Consider the following 17,416-nt stretch of genomic DNA (forward strand, 5'->3'; position numbering starts at 1 on the left):
AAGGGAAGCTGCGCCGCAGCGGGGCTCGGCGCCCCTCGCCCCGATTTCCGCGCCCTTGCAGCCCCCGCTTGGTGCGGCGGGGCCGGATTTGCCGCGCAAAAAGTGTGGACGAGAAAGGAAAGGAGCGGCCGCTGATGCGGCCGGATTGGCATGAAAAGAGAGAAAATCGAGGAACTGAAGGACAAGGTGAATTGCGGCGCGCTGCTGGAGCGTGCCGGATTTGCCGTCGACGTGAAGGAAAGCACGCGCCGGGCGGTCAAGTTTCGCCGCGGCGGCGAAATCGTCATCGTGACCCATGAGGGAAGGGGCTGGTTCGATCCCCTCAGTGACGACAAAGGGGACATCTTCGCCTTGGTGCGACGCCTCGATCATGTCGGTTTCGTCGAAGGTCTCGAGAGCGTCGCTTCCCTGGTAGGGTTTCAGACGAGCGACCCGATCTGGGAAAAGACGCCGCGCGAATGCCATGTAGCCACAAGCCTTGCGGACAGATGGTCGGCGCGACGTGTTCCGTGGCGCGGCTCTGCGACCTGGCGCTATCTCTCCGGCTCCCGCTTCCTGCCGTCGAATGTGCTGCGCAGGGTGATCGCCGACAACCGGCTTCGAGAAGGCCCGTATGGAAGCATGTGGGCAGCTCACACGGACGATGCCGGGATCGTCTGCGGTTGGGAGGAGCGCGGCCCGGAATGGCGCGGTTTTTCGACGGGTGGATCGAAGACCCTGTTTCGTCTTGGCGGGCCGGATTCCTTGCGCATGTGCGTCACGGAAGCGGCGATCGACGCCATGAGCCTTGCGGCGTTCGAAGGGTTGCGCGACGGATCGCTCTACCTCAGCACCGGCGGCGGCTGGTCTCCGCTGACGGACGCCGCCTTGCGCGTTCTGGCGGGCCGGCCGGGTGCCATGATGGTCGCAGCGACCGACGCGAACGATCAGGGGGAGACCTTTGCAGAGCGTCTGCGCGTGCTTGCCGAGAATGCCGGTTGCGGGTGGCAGCGGCTGCGGCCGGCGGCAGACGACTGGAACGAGGCGCTGCAGGAAAAGGTAAAGGTGGAAAAGGAGAAAAGGGAGGAATGGAAAAAAGGGAGGCCTGCCGCATGCGCGTCGCCCGCGTCAAGGGAGGCTTCGCCCGGCAGAGCCGGCCCTTGACCCGGACGATCGCGATGCCGGCGGCGCGGGAGGGGTAACGAAGGACTGAAGACGAAGGCAGGGTCGAGAAGGCTGCGCCGCTTCGGTTCGACAACCCCGAAGGAGCCGTACATGACCACCGCACCCGCAATCCGCAAGGTTTTCCAGGGCGTCGCCGAGCGCCATCAGATGTACCGCATGTTCGACCGTCATGCCGGGCGCACGAAGCGCTGCGCCGACGACGCGATAACCCTCTATGCCGGGGAATGGTTCGAGATCGGCGAGGCCGAGCACGACTATATGTTCGCCGTGGAACCGCCCCTCTGGATCCGCGGCTCGATGTTCGCGCTCCGCCAGTTCTTGACGGGCTCGGTGACATCAGTCTTCTTCGCGCTGCGCATCGACGATGCCATCCGCTACTTCCACGGCTATTGCGACCTTTCGGACGACGCATCTGTCGAGCGCATGCGCCTCGCCATCATCGAGCGCGAAAGTCGGCCGGTGCGGGCGATGACGCGGGAGGAACGTCTCGAACACATCTGGAGCAGCACCGCGGAGCTTTATCGCGGCTATGCTGGCGACCGGTGGCCCTATGCGTCACGCGGGCAGCGGACTGTGCTCTTCTTCGGCGGCAAGCTGGGCAGCGTGCCGAGATTGCTCGACGCCATGACCGATGAGGAGATCGCCGCCAAACTTCCGGTGCATCTGCGCTACCTGCCCGACGCGGCTGCGGCGTGAGGGAGGTGGACATGACTGACTATCATTCTCCCACGGTTGTCGTTCCGCCAATACCCCTGTCCGACATGACCGCGCTCGAACTGATGCTCCTGTCCCTGATTTTTGATGAAAGCATAGAATATGGAGCGTCATACTATCATATCTGGTGCGGTCCGAGCGATGTCGTGACCGTGGATGCCGAGGATCTGCGCGGTGCACTTGCAGAATCGCGAGAGATCGACAGCCCGCTCAATGATCTTGTCGGCTCGCTGTTGGAAAAACACGATGCCATTGAGGAAGATCGACCGGACGATATCGACCTCGACCTGACAGAGCCGGGCATGGGTTGGCCGGAGATATTCCAGGCGATCGTCCGTCGTTCTCCTTCGCTTGAGGAGATCCTCGTCACCACGGCATTTACATGCACAAAAATGCGACCGGATGGCTTTGGAGGCAGCATCACGCGGATCACCGCCGAAGCGATTCAGTCCTCTTCAACGCTGGACATGCTTTCAGCAATGCGTGCCGCTTCGACATCGGTTGGCGTTGGCGACAGCGGCCATGAAACCCGCCGGCGTCTGGAGGCCATAGCGGGAAATGCCGGCTGGGACAGTTTCACGCTTCTGCTGCTGATCGCCCGGCGGCTAGTCAGCACCGGTTCCGCGCAGGACCTCATCCGTCATCTCGAGGAGGTCGCAGCGTCCGCTCACCCCGCCGAATAGGCGTTCGTATCCCGCATCTGAAACCATCGACCAGCCCGGCCATCGCGCCGGGCTTTCCATTTTCGGAAGGACCAAACCATGGACGATCTTGAAACCACCATCGTCATCACGCCGGCGATCCCGTTAGGCGACATGACGCCGATCGAACGGCTCGTTCTCTCCCATGTCTTCGACGCGGGGGAAACCGACGAAGGATTGCTTCTTTACAGCGACCGGGGCGCAGCCAGTCGCCTTCGCATTCCGGGGGACGAGCTCACCAACGCCTATTTCACGTCTCGCCATGTTCCGCATACCGACATCATCCGGGTCATAGCGCGGTCCTGGAGGTGCTGGTGCGAAGAGGATGAACCGGGAGAGATGGTCGACGTCGACATGACCGACACATCCTGGGAGTTCATCCTGCAAGATATCGTCGCGCGCTCGACGACCTTGAGCGAAATCAGGGTGCTGGAATGGTATCGCCACCCCTCGCAGAGCCCTGAAAGCTTCGGCGCGAACATCATGCTGATCACCGCGAACGAGGTGGCCGGCAGAAGCAGCGACGATTTTTTCGAGGACATGCGCGCTGAGACCGAGACCCAGCGACCGGCCGAGGGCGTCAGGCGATCGCCCGGCGTTCCCGACCTTGCCGGCGCCGACCCGGCCGTCAAGCGAATGCGCGACGTCATCGATCTGCAAAGGGATGGCAAGTTCCCGAGCGAGAATTTCATTCTCGATCTGCGCGGTTACAATTCGCTGACCAGGATAAGCCGGTTCATCGAATCCTTCGGGGCGCCCGTCCCCGTGGTCTCGGCGGATGAGCGCAGGGTGGAGACCGCGCTTTATTGCTGGGAAGCGATGCTGGATTTCAACGGCCGCTTCATGGCCGCCCGGCCGATCGTGCCGAGCGTATATGCGATGCTCGAAGTCTGGGCCGTGGTCGGCTCGATGCGCATGCGCCATTGGGCAATGCTGGCGGCGGCTCTCGCCCTCAAGGTTCACGACCATCTGCGCGAGCAGCTGATCGGCCCGCCGACGCCGTTCGACCACGACTTCGTGCCGGCCGTCATCGAGGTCCTAAGCTGGACGGACAACGGCCCCAAGCTTCCCGGCTCGACCGAGGAGGCGGCTGTCAAGGTTCTCGCTAAGCTCGTGGATTATCGGGAGAAGGGTCGATGAGCTACCGTGTTTCATGGGATATCGACGTCGATGATGCCGCATCGCCGATCGACGCGGCTCGCAAGGCGCACGAAATCGTTCGCCGTCCCGCCACATCCGCCAATGTCTATGATGTCGAGGGGCCGGACGGTGTCGTCACCGTCGTTGATCTGGAGGAGATCGGAGGCCCGCGGATTGCAAAACCTTCGCCTCTCCTCCTTCACGCGCTTGATCGCGCGGAGCGCTTCATCGCCGGTTTCGAGGGCGATGAGGTGCAGGAGGGCATCGATCAGCTGCTTGCCGATATCCGCACCGCCCTTAAGGGGCGGACCGATCGCCAGATCGTCGACGAGACGAACGCGCTTGCCCGCTACATCATGGCCGAGCTCGTGGGCACCGGCTACCAGGTGCCGGACGGCTGGAAATTCTACGAAGAACGCGATCCACGAAGCCGCAAGGCCTGGATGCACGCGGTCGCCATCATGGAGATGATGACGTTCACCGACGCCGATGATGCTCTGTCGAGCCTCGATCCGGCGGATGCCGATGCGCAGAGCCAGTTCCCCGTCGAAGACTGGCAGTACGAGGTTGCCAACGGCGACACTCGACGCGGCTACGAGGACTGGCTCGCGGCAAAGCGCGACGAGTGAACCTCGGCCATTCAGTCCGACAGCCGATTTCCCCCCCCAAACCCTCAAGGAGCATTTCCATGCCCAGCGTTTACCACGCCGATAACTTTGCCGGCCGCGTCAACTATGCCGCGACGGTCATTTCCCGGAAGGGCGGCCATACCCGTCATTTCGATACCTGCTTCGAGATGGACGACGCCACGGAGGTTGCGGTGGCCGTTTACCGGCGCTCGCTCAAGAACCCGAAACTGGCCGCCAACATCTGGAGCTATATCGCCAGGGAAACCGTGATGAGAGATGTCGAGGAATTGAAGGACGTCAAGACCCGCGACCTGCCCGCACGCGCCGCGCAGTCACGGGCACGCGCGAAAGCCGTCTCCGAAAGGATTCTGGAGGAGCGCAGGCGGAAGCAGGCATCGGCCTAGTCATTCCTCGGACGTCGCCCGCCGGCCCGTGAAAAGAAAAAGAAAAGGGAAAAGGAAAGAAGAAACGCCTTTCCCGCATGCGCGTCCGGCCCGTCAAGGGCGGGCGTTGCCGCTGAAGCGGCCCTTGACCGGCCGCCCGCGATGCGGGCTGCGGGCCGTGTAACAAAAGGTCTGAAGAAAAGTAGGACATCGCTCCGCCTCGGACCCGAACCCTCCTCCCACCGCCCACGCTTTCCCCCGCCGGAACCTTGTCCCCGCGGGACGACTGCGCGCGACCGCTCACAAGGAGATCTCGATGAGCAACAACGATCCTTTCACGCTCGACATGTTCGGCAATACCGCGCTCACGTCCGGTCTTGGCCTGGGGCTTGGCCTCGGCACCTCCGCCTTCAGTGGCCACGATCCCTTCGCCGCCAACGACGACGATCCCGAACCGACGCCGCCCGCCCCTGCCCCGGCTTTGCCGATCGCCGCAGCACGCAAGCCCGAACCGCGCAAACAGGGCGCGCGCAGCAACTTCTATCTCGACGAAGAAGGCCGTGGACTTGCCGCGGGCTGGAAGGAACGGGCCAAGGCGAACGTCACCGCCATCCTGATCGCCGGTGAGATCGAGAAGCAGGACCGGCCGGCGATGCGGGAGGAGCAGCAGAGATTGATCCGCTTCACCGGCTTCGGCGCATCGGAGCTTGCCAATGGCATGTTCCGCCGGCCGGGCGAGATCGAGTTTCGCGACGGCTGGACCGATCTTGGCGGTCTGCTGGAGGCGGCGGTCAACGAGGCCGACTATGCCTCGCTCGCCCGCTGCACCCAATATGCGCATTACACCCCCGAATTCATCGTCAAGGTGATCTGGGCCGGGCTTCAGCGCCTCGGCTGGCGCGGCGGGCGCGTGCTGGAGCCGGGCATCGGCACGGGGCTGTTCCCCGCGCTGATGCCGCAGGCCTATCGCTCCACCAGCCATGTCACCGGCATCGAACTCGATCCGGTCACGGCGCGCATCGTGCGCCTGCTGCAGCCGAAGGCACGCATCGTCAATGGCGATTTTGCGCGTACCGATCTCGGCGTCGTCTATGACCTCGCCATCGGCAATCCGCCGTTCTCCGACCGGACCGTTCGCTCAGACCATCACTATCGCCCCCTTGGCTTGCGGCTGCACGACTACTTCATCGCCCGCGCGATCGACCTTCTGAAACCCGGAGGCCTCGCCGCCTTCGTCACCAGCAGCGGCACGATGGACAAGGCCGATGCGACGGCGCGCGAACATATCGCCAAATCGGCCAACCTTGTCGCGGCCATCCGCCTGCCCGAGGGCAGCTTCCGCCGCGATGCCGGCACGGACACCGTCGTCGACGTCCTGTTTTTCCGCAAGCGCAAGATCGCCGAGGCGCAGGGCGACACGTCCTGGCTCGATCTTGAGGAGGTCCGCCCGGCCACCGAAGACGAGGGCACCATCCGCGTGAACCGCTGGTTCGCGAACAATCCGGGCTTCGTTCTCGGCGAACACGCGCTGACCTCCGGTCCGTTCGGCGAAACCTATACCTGCCGGGCGCGGGCGGACGAGGATCTCGCCGACCTGCTGAATGCCGCTGTCAGCCTTCTTCCGGAAAACCTCTACGACGGCGAGCCCACCGAGATCGATCTCGACCTTGAGGAGGAGCTGGCCGAGATCGTCGACCTGCGGCCCGGCAACGCCAATGTGCGCGAAGGCAGCTACTTCGTCGACAACAGGCAGGGCCTGATGCAGATCGTAGACGGGCAGCCCGTGGCGATCAAGGTCCGGAAGGGCCGCACCGGTGACGGTCTCTCCGAAAAGCACGTCCGGATCATCCAGAAGCTGATCCCGGTCCGCGATGCGGTGCGCGAAGTGCTGAAGGCGCAGGAGGCTGACCGGCCGTGGCGCGATCTTCAGGTCCAGCTGCGCATCGCCTGGTCGACCTTCGTCCGAGACTTCGGACCGATCAACCACACGACCGTCAGCATCACCGAGGATGCAGAATCCGGCGAGACCCGCGAAACGCACCGGCAACCGAACCTCCAGCCATTCCGCGACGATCCCGATTGCTGGCTTGTCGCCTCTATCGAGGACTACGATCTCGACACAGACACGGCCAAGCCCGGTCCGATCTTCTCGCAACGGGTCATCGCGCCCCCTGCCCCGCCTGTCGTGACCAATGCCGGCGACGCCCTTGCCGTCGTGCTCAACGAGCGCGGCCGCGTCGACCTCGACCATATCGCCGAGCTTCTGCATTGCGACGGCGACAAGGTTGTCGACCAGCTCGGTGACATCGTCTTCCAGGACCCTGCTGATGGATCGTGGCAGACGGCCGACGCCTATCTCTCCGGCCCGGTCCGCACCAAGCTCGCCGCCGCCGAGGCGGCCGCGGCGCTCGATCCGATCTTCGAGCGGAACGTGCGCGCGCTGCAGGCAGTGCAGCCGACCCCTCTCCGTCCCTCCGACATCACCGCGCGTCTTGGCGCACCGTGGATTCCAGCCGCCGATGTCGTCGCCTTCGTCAAGGCGAAGATGGATGCGGACATCAAGATCCACCATATGCCGGAACTCGGCTCGTGGACGGTCGAGGCCCGGCAGCTTGCCTACCGCGCTGCGGGCACATCGGAATGGGGAACCAGCCGCCGGCATGCTGGCGAGTTGTTGTCCGACGCCCTCAATAGCCGGGTGCCGCAGATCTTCGACACCATCAAGGAGGTCGGCGGCGAACGGCGCGTCCTGAACGTCGTCGATACCGAAGCTGCGCGCGAGAAGCTGCAGAAGATCAAGAGCGAGTTCGAGCGCTGGGTCTGGATCGACGCGGACCGCACCGACCGGCTGGCCGGCGTCTACAACGAGCGCTTCAACAACCTCGCGCCGCGCAAGTTCGACGGCTCGCATCTCCAACTGCCGGGCGCCTCCGCGGCGTTCACGCTTTACGCTCACCAGAAGCGCGGCATCTGGCGCATTATCGCTGATGGTGCGACCTATCTCGCCCACGCCGTCGGCGCCGGCAAGACGATGACCATGGCCGCGGCGATCATGGAACAGCGGCGGCTCGGCCTGATCGCCAAGGCGATGCTCGTCGTTCCCGGCCATTGCCTGGCGCAGGCCGCGCGCGAGTTCCTCGCCCTCTATCCCAACGCCCGCATCCTTGTCGCCGACGAGACCAACTTCACCAAGGACAAGCGCGCGCGTTTCCTCAGCCGGGCGGCCACCGCCACCTGGGATGCGATCATCATCACGCACTCCGCCTTCAAATTTATCGGCGTGCCCTCGGCCTTCGAGCAACAGATGATCCAGGACGAACTGCAGCTGTTCGAGGATCTGCTGACCAGGGTGGAGCCCGAGGACCGCGTGTCGCGCAAGCGGCTGGAACGGCTGAAGGAGGGACTCGAAGAGCGGCTGCTGGCGCTTTCCACCCGCAAGGACGATCTCCTGACCATCTCGGAAATCGGCGTCGACCAGATTGTCGTCGACGAGGCGCAGGAATTCCGCAAGCTCTCCTTCGCCACCAACATGTCGACGCTGAAGGGGATCGATCCGAACGGCTCGCAACGCGCCTGGGATTTGTTCGTAAAATCCCGCTTCCTCGAAAAGAAGAATCCCGGACGCGCGCTCGTGCTCGCCTCCGGCACGCCGATCACCAACACGCTCGGCGAGATGTTTTCCGTCCAGCGCTTGCTCGGCCACGACGCTCTCCACGAACGCGGCCTGCATGAATTTGATGCCTGGGCCTCCTGCTTTGGCGAGACGGTCACCGAACTGGAGATCCAGCCATCCGGCAAATACAAGCCGGTCAGTCGCTTTGCCAGCTTCGTGAACGTCCCGGAGTTGATTTCGATGTTCCGCTCGTTCGCGGACGTGGTGATGCCCGCCGACCTTCGCGAATATGTCCGGGTGCCGGCAATCTCCACCGGCGGGCGGCAGATCGTCACCGCCAAGCCGACCTCGGCATTCAAGATGTACCAGCAGATCCTTGACGGCCGCATCAAACAGATCGAGATGCGTGAGGGGCCGGCGCAGCCCGGCGACGACATCCTCCTCTCGGTCATCACCGATGGCCGTCATGCGGCGATCGACCTGCGGCTGGTCATGCCGGCCAATGACAACGAGCCGGACAACAAGCTCAATCTCCTCGTCCAGAACGCCTTCCGCATCTGGCAGGAGACGGCGGACCAAGTGTTCCTGCGCCCGGACGGCAAGCAGTACGACTTGCCGGGCGCCGCGCAGATGATCTTTTCCGATCTCGGGACGATCAACGTCGAGAAGACGCGCGGCTTCTCCGCCTATCGATGGATCCGCGACGAACTGATCCGGCTCGGCGTTCCCGCAGGCGAGATTGCCTATATGCAGGACTTTAAAAAGTCCGAGGCGAAGCAACGCCTGTTCGGGGACGTTCGTGCGGGCCGGGTGCGCTTCCTGATCGGCTCCTCCGACACGATGGGCACCGGGGTCAATGCCCAGCTCCGGCTCAAGGCGCTCCACCATCTCGATGTGCCGTGGTTGCCGTCGCAGATCGAACAGCGCGAAGGCCGCATCGTCCGGCAGGGAAACCAGCATGATATCGTCGATATCTTCGCCTATGCCACTCAGGGATCGCTCGACGCCTCGATGTGGCAGAACAACGAGCGCAAGGCACGCTTCATTGCCGCCGCACTGTCCGGCGATACCTCGATTCGACGCCTCGAAGATCTCGGTGAGGGCCAGGCCAACCAGTTTGCCATGGCCAAGGCCATTGCTTCCGGCGACGAGCGCCTGATGAAGAAGGCGGGCCTGGAGGCCGATATCGCTCGCCTCGAGCGCCTGCGCGCCGCCCATGACGACGACCTCTTCTCGGTTCGCCGGCGGCTGCGGGAAGCCGAGCGTGATATCGAAGTCGCGTCGCGCCGGATCGACGAGATCGGCAAGGACATCGCGCGGCTCGTGCCCACCGCCGGCGAGGCCTTCACGATGACCGTCCTCGGCGAACAGCATGATGAGCGCAAGGATGCCGGGCGCGCGGTGATGAAGGAGATCCTCACGCTGGTCCAGTTGCAACAGGAGGGCGAGGCGCAGATCGGGTCGATCGGCGGCTTCGACGTCGTGTATGACGGTGAGCGCTTTGGCAAGGATCGCTACCACTATCGTACGGTCCTGCAACGCACGGGCGCCGATTACGAGATCGACCTGCCCGTCACGGTGACGCCGCTCGGCGCGATCTCCCGTCTCGAACATGCGCTCGATGATTTCGAAGGCGAGCGTTATCGCCAGCGCCAGCATCTCGAAGACGCCAAGCGGCGGCTCGCCTCCTACCGCGCGCATGAGACCGGAACCTTCGCCTTTGCCGACGAGCTTGCCGCCAAGCGTCGGGAACTGGAGGAGGTGGAAGAAGCATTGGCTGCCGAAGCCCGCGCCACCGCCGAGCCGATCCCGCAAGCGGCATGAAGTCGGCGGCTATCATAATGGAAGCAACGCAGCGGCCGCATAGCTGCGTTGCACAATAAATGTTTTCCAACTGGTCAGGAAACGGGCATTATGCTCGCAGTTGATGCACATGGCGGTCTTTCTCCTCCCAGTACCGCCGCATCAGCTGTTCCCCTCTGGAGGTTTTGATCTCCACACTTCAATGGGCCGCGGTTTCGTAGGCCCATTTTTTTGCCCATGTTCCGGCCGGTCACATACGAGCCGCGGCTCGCCGCGCGATCTCGACAGTTGCGTCGTATCCGATCCCGTTCGTGCGGATCGTCGCCGGCGATCCGATGAACTGCTCCATTTCGGCCGCTGTCACTTTCTGGCAGGCGATCACCTCCGGATCGACGCCCGCTGGCGGCTGTGCCGCGCCGTCCGATGCCCAGGCAGGTGCCGCCATCGCGAGCGCCATTATCGTCATTCCCGTAATTGTCCGCACGTTCCCTCCCTCGGCTCAATTCGTCCGGCTGCGATGCTTGCTGCCAATCCGGGCGAGAACATGGTCAGCGGAAGAGGGAAGAAAGGGGAAAAAAGGGGGGAGGAAACCCGATCGCAGATCGGTCCTCCCGCCGCCGCTGTCGCTCAACCGCCGCCTGCGCATCCCGGCAACTCGGCCTTCGCAGGGCCGTCGGCCCCGCTAGTCCGTCGCCGCAGGGACGCTCGCCCGCAGTTGCGTCGGTCCGGCCGCCCCGCGGTCCGGGAGGTGTCTTCGGAAAAAAGAAGACACGAGAAGGACCGGCAACAGGGCCGCGTCCGTACCCCGGAAAGGAACATCCCATGCAAATCATGAAGGTCGATCCGCGCGCTCTGTTGGACAACCCGAACACGGCCCGTCGCACGAAGTCCTCGCCCCAGGCCGACGCTCTGATGACCGCGACCATCAAGGCGGTCGGTATTATCCAGCCTCCGATCGTCTTTGCCGGGCCGGACGGTGGAAACGGTCTCATGATCGAGAACGGCCACCGCCGCAGGGACGGTGCCATTGCCGCCGGTCTTGCCGAAATCGAGGTCCTGGTCAAGGAAGCCGCCAACGATAACGGTGCCATGAGCAGCATGGTCGAGAACTACGCGCGCGAAGACCTGAACGCGGTCGACCAGTGGCGTGGTATCGAGCGCCTTGTCGCGGAAGGTTGGAACGAGGAAGCTATCGCCATGGCGCTGGCACTGCCTGTCCGCCAGGTCCGCAAGCTGCGGCTGCTCGCCAATGTCCTGCCCGCCATGCTCGATCAGATGACGCTCGGCGATATGCCCAACGAACAGCAGTTGCGCTTCATCGCCGCTGCGAGCATCGAGGAGCAGGGCGAGGTCTGGAAGGCCAACAGGCCGAAGAAGGGCGAGCGGGCGCATTGGCCGTACATCGCCAGCGCGCTCAATAAGCGTCGCATGTTCGCGCGCGACGCCAGCTTCGGTGACGATCTCGCCGCGGCCTACGGTATCGAATGGGCCGAAGACCTGTTTGCGCAGGGCAACGAGGACAACCGATACACCACCAATGTCGAGGCCTACCTTGGCGCACAGCACGAGTGGATGACAAACAATCTGCCGAAGCGCGGCGCGATTGTCGAAGTCAACACCTATGGCGAGCCGGAACTTCCGAAGAAGGCGGAGCAGATTTACACCAAACCGCAGAAGTCGGACCACACCGCCATGTATCTCGACCGCACCGGCAAGGTGCAGACGGTGCATTATCGGATGCCGGACGAGAAGAAGAAGGCGAAGGGCAAGGCCGGTAACGCCACCTCTGGCGAGGACGGGGCAGTCGAGGAGGTTATCGTCTCCAGGCCGCGGCCGGACGTGACGCAAGATGGTTTCAAGATCATCGGCGACTTCCGCACGGATGCGCTCCGCGAGGCGCTCGGCCGTGCGCCTATCGAGGACGACACGCTGACGGCGTTGCTCATCCTCGCCTTCGCCGGAACCAATGTCACGGTGCATTCGCCTTCCTCCGGCGACATGACCGGAACCAGGCGCTTCAATCGGCATGCCGCGATGCTGCTCGATGCCGACGGCAAGCTCTCCTTCGACATGGACACGCTTCGCGTCGCCGCTCGCTCGGCGCTCATCGACATCCTGTCGTGCCGCCGCGGCCACACCAACAGCGGCGTGGTCGCGCGTATCGCCGGCGATACGATCGGCGGGGACGGATTCATCGCGAACATGGCCACCGAGGCATTCCTGGAATGCTTGTCGCGCCCGTCGCTCGAGGCGTCCTGCGCCGCAGTTTCGGTTCGTCCGCGTCAGCGTGTCCGCGAGACGCGTGCCGACCTCGTCGAGCACTACAAGGAGGGGCTGTTCGTCCACCCGGCCGCTCGCTTCGCGCCGGAACCGGCCGAGCTTGCCGACATCCTCAAGGCGCGAGACGCGGCCGTGAAGGATGACGAACAGCCGGAGGACGGTCCGTCCGAAGGTGATGGCGATCGTGATGGCGCGGCCGCCATCACCGGTGATGCCCCAGCCGAGGTCACCGGCGGCGACAAGTCGGAAGCCGGTGGCGACGCCCAAGGCGATGAGACCATCATCGAGGGTGACACCGCCTACTCGGTCGCCGCCGAATAGGCCTCCCCTTCATTCCAGTTCGCCACATCCGCCGCCGGGGTCGACCGGCGGCGGATCTTTGTTCAGCACCCGATCCTAGGAGAATGCCATGAATGCGGACCTGATCATCTCGCTCGCGCCCATCGGCTCCGTCGTCGAATGGTCCGACGGAAACCCACGTCCCCCCGAACACCATGTTGCTACGCTCTATCACTGGATGCGCAACAACGGCGCCGGCCTGCTCGTCCGCAAGTGCGGCGAGGACGGGCCGGATCACCCCGGCGTCTCGCCCTTCTTCATGCTCCGCTGCGAGGATGACCTTCGCACCTTTTCGGTTGGCCTTCCCTATCGTTTCCGGATCGCCTCCCGCCCGATGATCGGATCGGTTCGGATCTTCGAGAGGGACGACCCCGCCGCCCTGATGCTCCATCTCGCCCATGACCGGGACGCCGCGCGCGCCTGGCTTGCCGAGAACACCGCGTTTTCCGGTGCATTCACGGTCGAAGTCACTGCCGACGAGCTGGCGGCCGACCATGTGGAAGGGAGGACAGCGGCATGAACGCGATCGATCGCCCCAACTCGGCAAATCCCACCCCCGAAATCCGGGGGGTGGAGTTTGGCCGAAGCAACGAGGGATTTGCGGACGCCCGGCTCGGCGACCTTCTGCTGGCAATGTTGCCACGCGCCAACGGCGGCTGGTTCCTCGCCAGCGCCTGGCGTGTCGCTCGGCCTCTCTCCGAACTGAAACGCGCCGATTTTTATGGCCATGACGGCGACCTTGCCGATGAGGCGGCGTTTCGGGCGCGTGTCCTGGAGACGGCCGAACATCAGCGGGAGCTGTCCGCCCTTCAGCGCGTTCAGACCCGGATGGTGTGCAGCACGCCATGGGGAGCGTCGCAACTCGCGACGATCTACGCCGAGGGCATCGTCGCGCACATGACCGCCGGCCATGGAGGATTCCGCCTCTCCACCGAGCGAAACGAGAGCGTCGTTCCGTCTCTTCGGATCGGCTCCGGATGGTACGAGGAAGATGACGCCTGGGCGATCGTCGCCCTCACCTTCCCCGACCTCTTCACGACCTACGAGCGCAGGCTCGCCGATCGCATCATCAGGGACAAATGGCCTGATGAATGGGAGGCGATCTACGGACGGCCGCTCCAACCGGGCGAGTCCGTTGGCCGGGACCGCCGCGATTTCGAGCGCCGGCATGCCGGCGCCTGGATTGTCGCATCGGCGATCTCCTCCGGACACCATCCGGGAATGGTGGAAGTGGTGGCCAACCTTGGCGGTCAAAGGGGCGTCGCCGTCATGGAGCGGCGGTTTCTCGTGCCAAAGCCCGAATACGACAGACGCGGTCCATTCGGCTTCGTCATCGATGAGGGGCGTCATGCCCCCTATGACGGCCCATCGTCCTTCATCGGATGGCGGAGGAAAGCATCATGAACTCGCTTTCCGAAAGGCGCGCGCTCCTGTTGCGAATGGAGGAGGCGCGCCGGCAGACCCAGCATCAGCTCGACCTCATCGATCGGCAGATCATCCGCCGGATGACAGCTGTCATCCCGCAACTGCATCCGCGGCGCAATTCGTATCGGCACGGCAAGGCCCCGGAGCCCGCAACCTTCCTCGCCCGCTACCGTGCAAACCTCGCTGCGATCACGGCCGAGCGGCAGCAGGAAATTGATGCGCTGTCACGTAAGCTCGCGCGGCAAGACCGGGCGATTTCCGATTTGCGTGAACGGCATGGGGCCGCGTCATGGTCATGACGGGGAGGTCCAAACCCAAACCCGGTCCCGATCATCCGCTGGTCGAGCACTGGGATGACGAACGCGGGATCGGCAACGGCATCATCGTCACCCTGCTTCCGGGCCATTTCTTCTACGACGACTGTGGCGTCATGGGGTTCGACACGGTGCGCGAGGCGCGCGACGCGATCCGCGAGGTCGCGGCACGCTCACCGATCCGTGGAGGTCAGTCATGATCTTCTCATGTGATCGATGCGGCGAGACCTGGCCGGACCATCCCGTCACCCGCGTCCCCTGCCCTACTTGCAACGCTCGCGCGGGGGCGTGGTGTCGCCGGCCGTCCGGACATCGCGCCGCCGAGCTGCATGTCGACCGCGAGCATGCCGCGCTCGCGAGCGGCGTCCTGCGAAAGTGCCCTGGCCCTGTTGCCGGTCGTGCGCCGAAGATGGCCGGGCAGCTTATTCTCGATCTATAGGCGGCGACCCTCAAGGCCGCCGTCGATCCACACCATCATCTGCAATCAAGGAGGCGAAGATGCCAGACTTCATCATAGAGACGTCATACCATCTGCCGGTGTATCGCCGGCGGCCCTACAGCGCCGAGACAATGGAGCAGGCGTGCATTTTCGCGCTTGGCGACGAAGGGTGGGGAGACGCACGCGAATCTGTCGACGACTCCGGCGAGACCTATGTCAGCGGCATCTGGCAAGGCAAGACCGTCTATGATGGCCCGGAGTTGGCTGTTCCCGACGAGTTTCGTGAAGCAGTCGAGCGAAAGGCCGAGCTGTTCGAGGAGCTCGTCGCACTCCTGCGCGAGCCGGCGCAGCCGATGGGCATATCGGAGCACGATTTCAGGAACTGGTTGCCCCGTGCCGTGGCGATCCTGGCGAAAGCCGATGCGATCGGCAGGGATGCTGCGACCTCCCCATGAGCCGTCTGTCAAGTCCGTCGGGATGATGACGATCAGGCGCACGACGTTCCAGCCATCGTTGACGATAGGACGGTGGCCCCGGCGTCGCGATACGATAGCAGGACCGGCAGGCACTCGGTGAGTTCGGACCGGAGGGTCGCGCGCGTCGATGATCGGCGCGGGCGGCTTCATGGTAGAGGCGTTTGCGGCCATCGAATTCCGTTCGGTTCCGGAAACGAGCCAACCCCTTGCCGAAGCACCCTTCGGTTCTGCACGGCCGTAATCCGGCGGCCGGTCGTTTCAAGGCCGCTTCGCGCCGCGTTGCGGCCGGTTCACCCTCTCCTCGCAAGGCGATCCCGCGTCCCGCGCAGGGTCATCGACCCCGCTTGTCCGCAAGCCCGCCTCGCTCCTTCAGGCGCCCCGGACCTGTGAAAGCGCCCGTCTTACCGCCGGCTTTTCTCGACCGCACCGAAGGGCGCTCCGGCAAGGGGCCGGTCCGAGCCTTCGGAGGAAACCGAAAAGGAAATCGAACATGGCCAAGTCCGCAACCACTCGTCAGCCCGCCCGCGTCGTCCAGCTCCGCAAGGGAGCGACCCTCGAAATGGTCCGCCTCACTTGCCCGGACGCCGCCCAGGCAATGCGGATCGCGGAAAGCTTCGGGACCGCCGTCGTCGACGGCGACGGCATCCGCGACACGCACGAGCGGCTCATCATCGAGGCCGCCGACAGCCTCTCCGAAGGCCTTGCCGAGCGGGCGATGCAGATCCACCTCCAGCGCATCGTCGGTGCTTTCGTGGGATCGGCACACGGGGCGGGGCAGTTCTACTCCCGCGCCGTGACGGAAGCCCGCGACGCGACGGCCAAGGCGGCAAACGACTCGCGCGATGACGATCGCGACGGCATCGTCGGCTACGACAGCTCCGCCCAGCGCAAGCGGGAATTCGCAGCCGACATGGGCATCCAGGCGTTCTCGCTCCGCATGGCAGCCGAGGGCGTCATCGCTGCCTACGAGAACATCGTCGGCGAAGCGTGGAAGCCCTTCGATCGTCCGGTCGAAAATCCCGGCCAGACGCTCGACCGCAAGGCTGCCGCCGCGCAGATGGACGCGCTCGGCTAAGCGATCAGGCGGGGCTTCGGCCCCGCCACTTCTGTTCCATTGCGCGCTCTGGAAGGTGAAGCCGCAACCGGCGAGAGGTCGCCTTCTTGCGATGGTTTGCTCTGGCCGTTGTTGTCGCGCGAAGGGATTGCTAACGACGCGACGTGTCATTGCTTATTGATTTATAACATATCGAGGAGATTGGTGATGGGCATCAAGAGGCTAACCGATCATTGGAGTTGGGGGCTGGTGAGCAGCTCCGCCGTCCTGCTCATTTTCTTCGGTTTTGTGGTCCTGCACGATCTGTTCAACACCCAGCCGATCGGCGGGACAATTCGGGAAAGCGGGATCAAGGTAGACCCATTCGATCTCTTCTTTTCCTGCGCGGCCGCTGTGGTTCTCGTGGCGAACATTGTTTGGGACTACCGCCACAGGAACGACCACGACGTCTGATCCTTTAGTCGGAGGAGGCCCTTCGACTGAACCGCAGCGACGATCCTTGGAGGTTACTTCTTCCAGGGTTTCAGGAATGGGATTGCCGGCACGCGCCGGAACAGTCCCGGGAAATGCAGTGCGTCGTCGTGTTCGCAGAGCACGATCACCTTGAACAGCTTGCCCACTTCGCTCGCAGGCAGCAGCCGGTCGGTCTGCTCCTGCGACAGATGGAGAGCGAAGGGGCTGTCGCTGTGATCTTCGAAGAGCAGTTCCACCCCTTCTTTCCCGCGAGCAGCGGACCACGGACCGACCGAGATGATGACGCTGTCGGCACCCTCCATGTCCCTGAGCCATGCCCGTCGGATTGCAGGAATGAGCAAGCGCGCAGCGCCAGCGTTCCAGGTGAGATAAGCAAGACCGCGGGCCGCAAAGTCCGATGACCAATAGTTGGTGGACAGGATCGCCTGTCCGTCGTTCTCGATCTCCAGCATTCCGCTAACCTCGTTT

At 64.0% G+C, this 17,416-nt stretch carries 16 protein-coding genes and 1 pseudogene; 15 read left to right on the forward strand and 2 right to left on the reverse strand.

Translation table 11 applies throughout. The features are described 5' to 3' along the window. The first annotated feature begins 150 nt into the window (after nucleotides 1-150). The 7 genes and pseudogenes from J2X50_RS16895 (at nucleotide 151) to J2X50_RS16925 (ending at nucleotide 10,168) form a co-directional block, all read left to right on the forward strand. Nucleotides 151-1,192 (forward strand): annotated as a pseudogene (locus tag J2X50_RS16895) (DUF3991 and toprim domain-containing protein). 62 nt (nucleotides 1,193-1,254) lie between these two features. After that, nucleotides 1,255-1,860 carry a DUF1419 domain-containing protein gene (locus J2X50_RS16900; RefSeq protein WP_306041160.1) on the forward strand — a complete coding sequence of 202 codons (606 nt, stop codon included), beginning with the start codon at nucleotides 1,255-1,257 and terminating at the stop codon, nucleotides 1,858-1,860. A gap of 11 nt (nucleotides 1,861-1,871) precedes the next feature. Further along, nucleotides 1,872-2,561 (forward strand): hypothetical protein, encoded by a 690-nt coding sequence (locus J2X50_RS16905; protein WP_306041163.1) that lies wholly within the window; start codon nucleotides 1,872-1,874, stop codon nucleotides 2,559-2,561. A gap of 78 nt (nucleotides 2,562-2,639) precedes the next feature. Continuing rightward, nucleotides 2,640-3,719, forward strand: a complete 1,080-nt coding sequence (locus J2X50_RS16910; RefSeq protein WP_306041165.1) for a hypothetical protein — start codon at nucleotides 2,640-2,642, stop codon at nucleotides 3,717-3,719. Then, complete coding sequence (locus J2X50_RS16915) at nucleotides 3,716-4,348, forward strand: hypothetical protein (RefSeq protein WP_306041167.1); 633 nt, start codon at nucleotides 3,716-3,718, stop codon at nucleotides 4,346-4,348. The genes J2X50_RS16910 and J2X50_RS16915 overlap by 4 nt, the downstream gene beginning before the upstream one ends. A 59-nt stretch (nucleotides 4,349-4,407) precedes the next feature. After that, on the forward strand, nucleotides 4,408-4,752 hold the full coding sequence (locus tag J2X50_RS16920) for a hypothetical protein (RefSeq protein ID WP_306041169.1): 345 nt from the start codon (nucleotides 4,408-4,410) through the stop codon (nucleotides 4,750-4,752). Nucleotides 4,753-5,047: 295 nt separating this feature from the next. Next, a complete protein-coding gene (locus tag J2X50_RS16925) occupies nucleotides 5,048-10,168 on the forward strand; it encodes an N-6 DNA methylase (protein ID WP_306041171.1) in 5,121 nt (1,706 codons plus the stop codon). A gap of 229 nt (nucleotides 10,169-10,397) precedes the next feature. Here the strand turns inward: J2X50_RS16925 and J2X50_RS16930 are convergent, their stop codons facing one another. Continuing rightward, nucleotides 10,398-10,604, reverse strand: coding sequence for a hypothetical protein (locus J2X50_RS16930; protein ID WP_306041172.1), 207 nt, complete (start codon nucleotides 10,602-10,604; stop codon nucleotides 10,398-10,400). A gap of 365 nt (nucleotides 10,605-10,969) precedes the next feature. On the opposite strand from J2X50_RS16930, the gene J2X50_RS16935 reads away from it, so the two are divergent. From J2X50_RS16935 to J2X50_RS16970, 8 genes are all read left to right on the forward strand, one after another. Beyond that, a complete protein-coding gene (locus J2X50_RS16935) occupies nucleotides 10,970-12,748 on the forward strand; it encodes a ParB N-terminal domain-containing protein (RefSeq protein ID WP_306041174.1) in 1,779 nt (592 codons plus the stop codon). 88 nt (nucleotides 12,749-12,836) lie between these two features. Then, nucleotides 12,837-13,286, forward strand: a complete 450-nt coding sequence (locus J2X50_RS16940; protein WP_306041175.1) for a hypothetical protein — start codon at nucleotides 12,837-12,839, stop codon at nucleotides 13,284-13,286. Then, nucleotides 13,283-14,170: a DUF7007 domain-containing protein gene (locus tag J2X50_RS16945; RefSeq protein WP_306041176.1), complete on the forward strand. Its 888-nt coding sequence runs from the start codon at nucleotides 13,283-13,285 to the stop codon at nucleotides 14,168-14,170. Before J2X50_RS16940 ends, J2X50_RS16945 begins: the two co-directional genes overlap by 4 nt. Next, a complete protein-coding gene (locus J2X50_RS16950) occupies nucleotides 14,167-14,490 on the forward strand; it encodes a hypothetical protein (protein WP_306041178.1) in 324 nt (107 codons plus the stop codon). Before J2X50_RS16945 ends, J2X50_RS16950 begins: the two co-directional genes overlap by 4 nt. Beyond that, on the forward strand, nucleotides 14,481-14,705 hold the full coding sequence (locus J2X50_RS16955) for a hypothetical protein (RefSeq protein ID WP_429096698.1): 225 nt from the start codon (nucleotides 14,481-14,483) through the stop codon (nucleotides 14,703-14,705). The genes J2X50_RS16950 and J2X50_RS16955 overlap by 10 nt, the downstream gene beginning before the upstream one ends. Before the next feature lie 298 nt (nucleotides 14,706-15,003). Beyond that, complete coding sequence (locus J2X50_RS16960) at nucleotides 15,004-15,399, forward strand: hypothetical protein (RefSeq protein WP_306041182.1); 396 nt, start codon at nucleotides 15,004-15,006, stop codon at nucleotides 15,397-15,399. Nucleotides 15,400-15,910: 511 nt separating this feature from the next. Continuing rightward, complete coding sequence (locus tag J2X50_RS16965) at nucleotides 15,911-16,495, forward strand: hypothetical protein (protein ID WP_306041184.1); 585 nt, start codon at nucleotides 15,911-15,913, stop codon at nucleotides 16,493-16,495. A gap of 186 nt (nucleotides 16,496-16,681) precedes the next feature. Continuing rightward, entirely contained in the window at nucleotides 16,682-16,927 is a 246-nt protein-coding gene (locus J2X50_RS16970; RefSeq protein WP_306041186.1) for a hypothetical protein, read from the forward strand. 53 nt (nucleotides 16,928-16,980) lie between these two features. On the opposite strand, the gene J2X50_RS16975 is transcribed toward J2X50_RS16970, so the two are convergent. Further along, a complete protein-coding gene (locus J2X50_RS16975; RefSeq protein WP_306041188.1) occupies nucleotides 16,981-17,400 on the reverse strand; it encodes a hypothetical protein in 420 nt (139 codons plus the stop codon). Between the last annotated feature and the right edge of the window lie 16 nt (nucleotides 17,401-17,416).

It is taken from the genome of Aminobacter sp. BE322, from assembly GCF_050433525.1.
GTDB lineage: Bacteria > Pseudomonadota > Alphaproteobacteria > Rhizobiales > Rhizobiaceae > Aminobacter.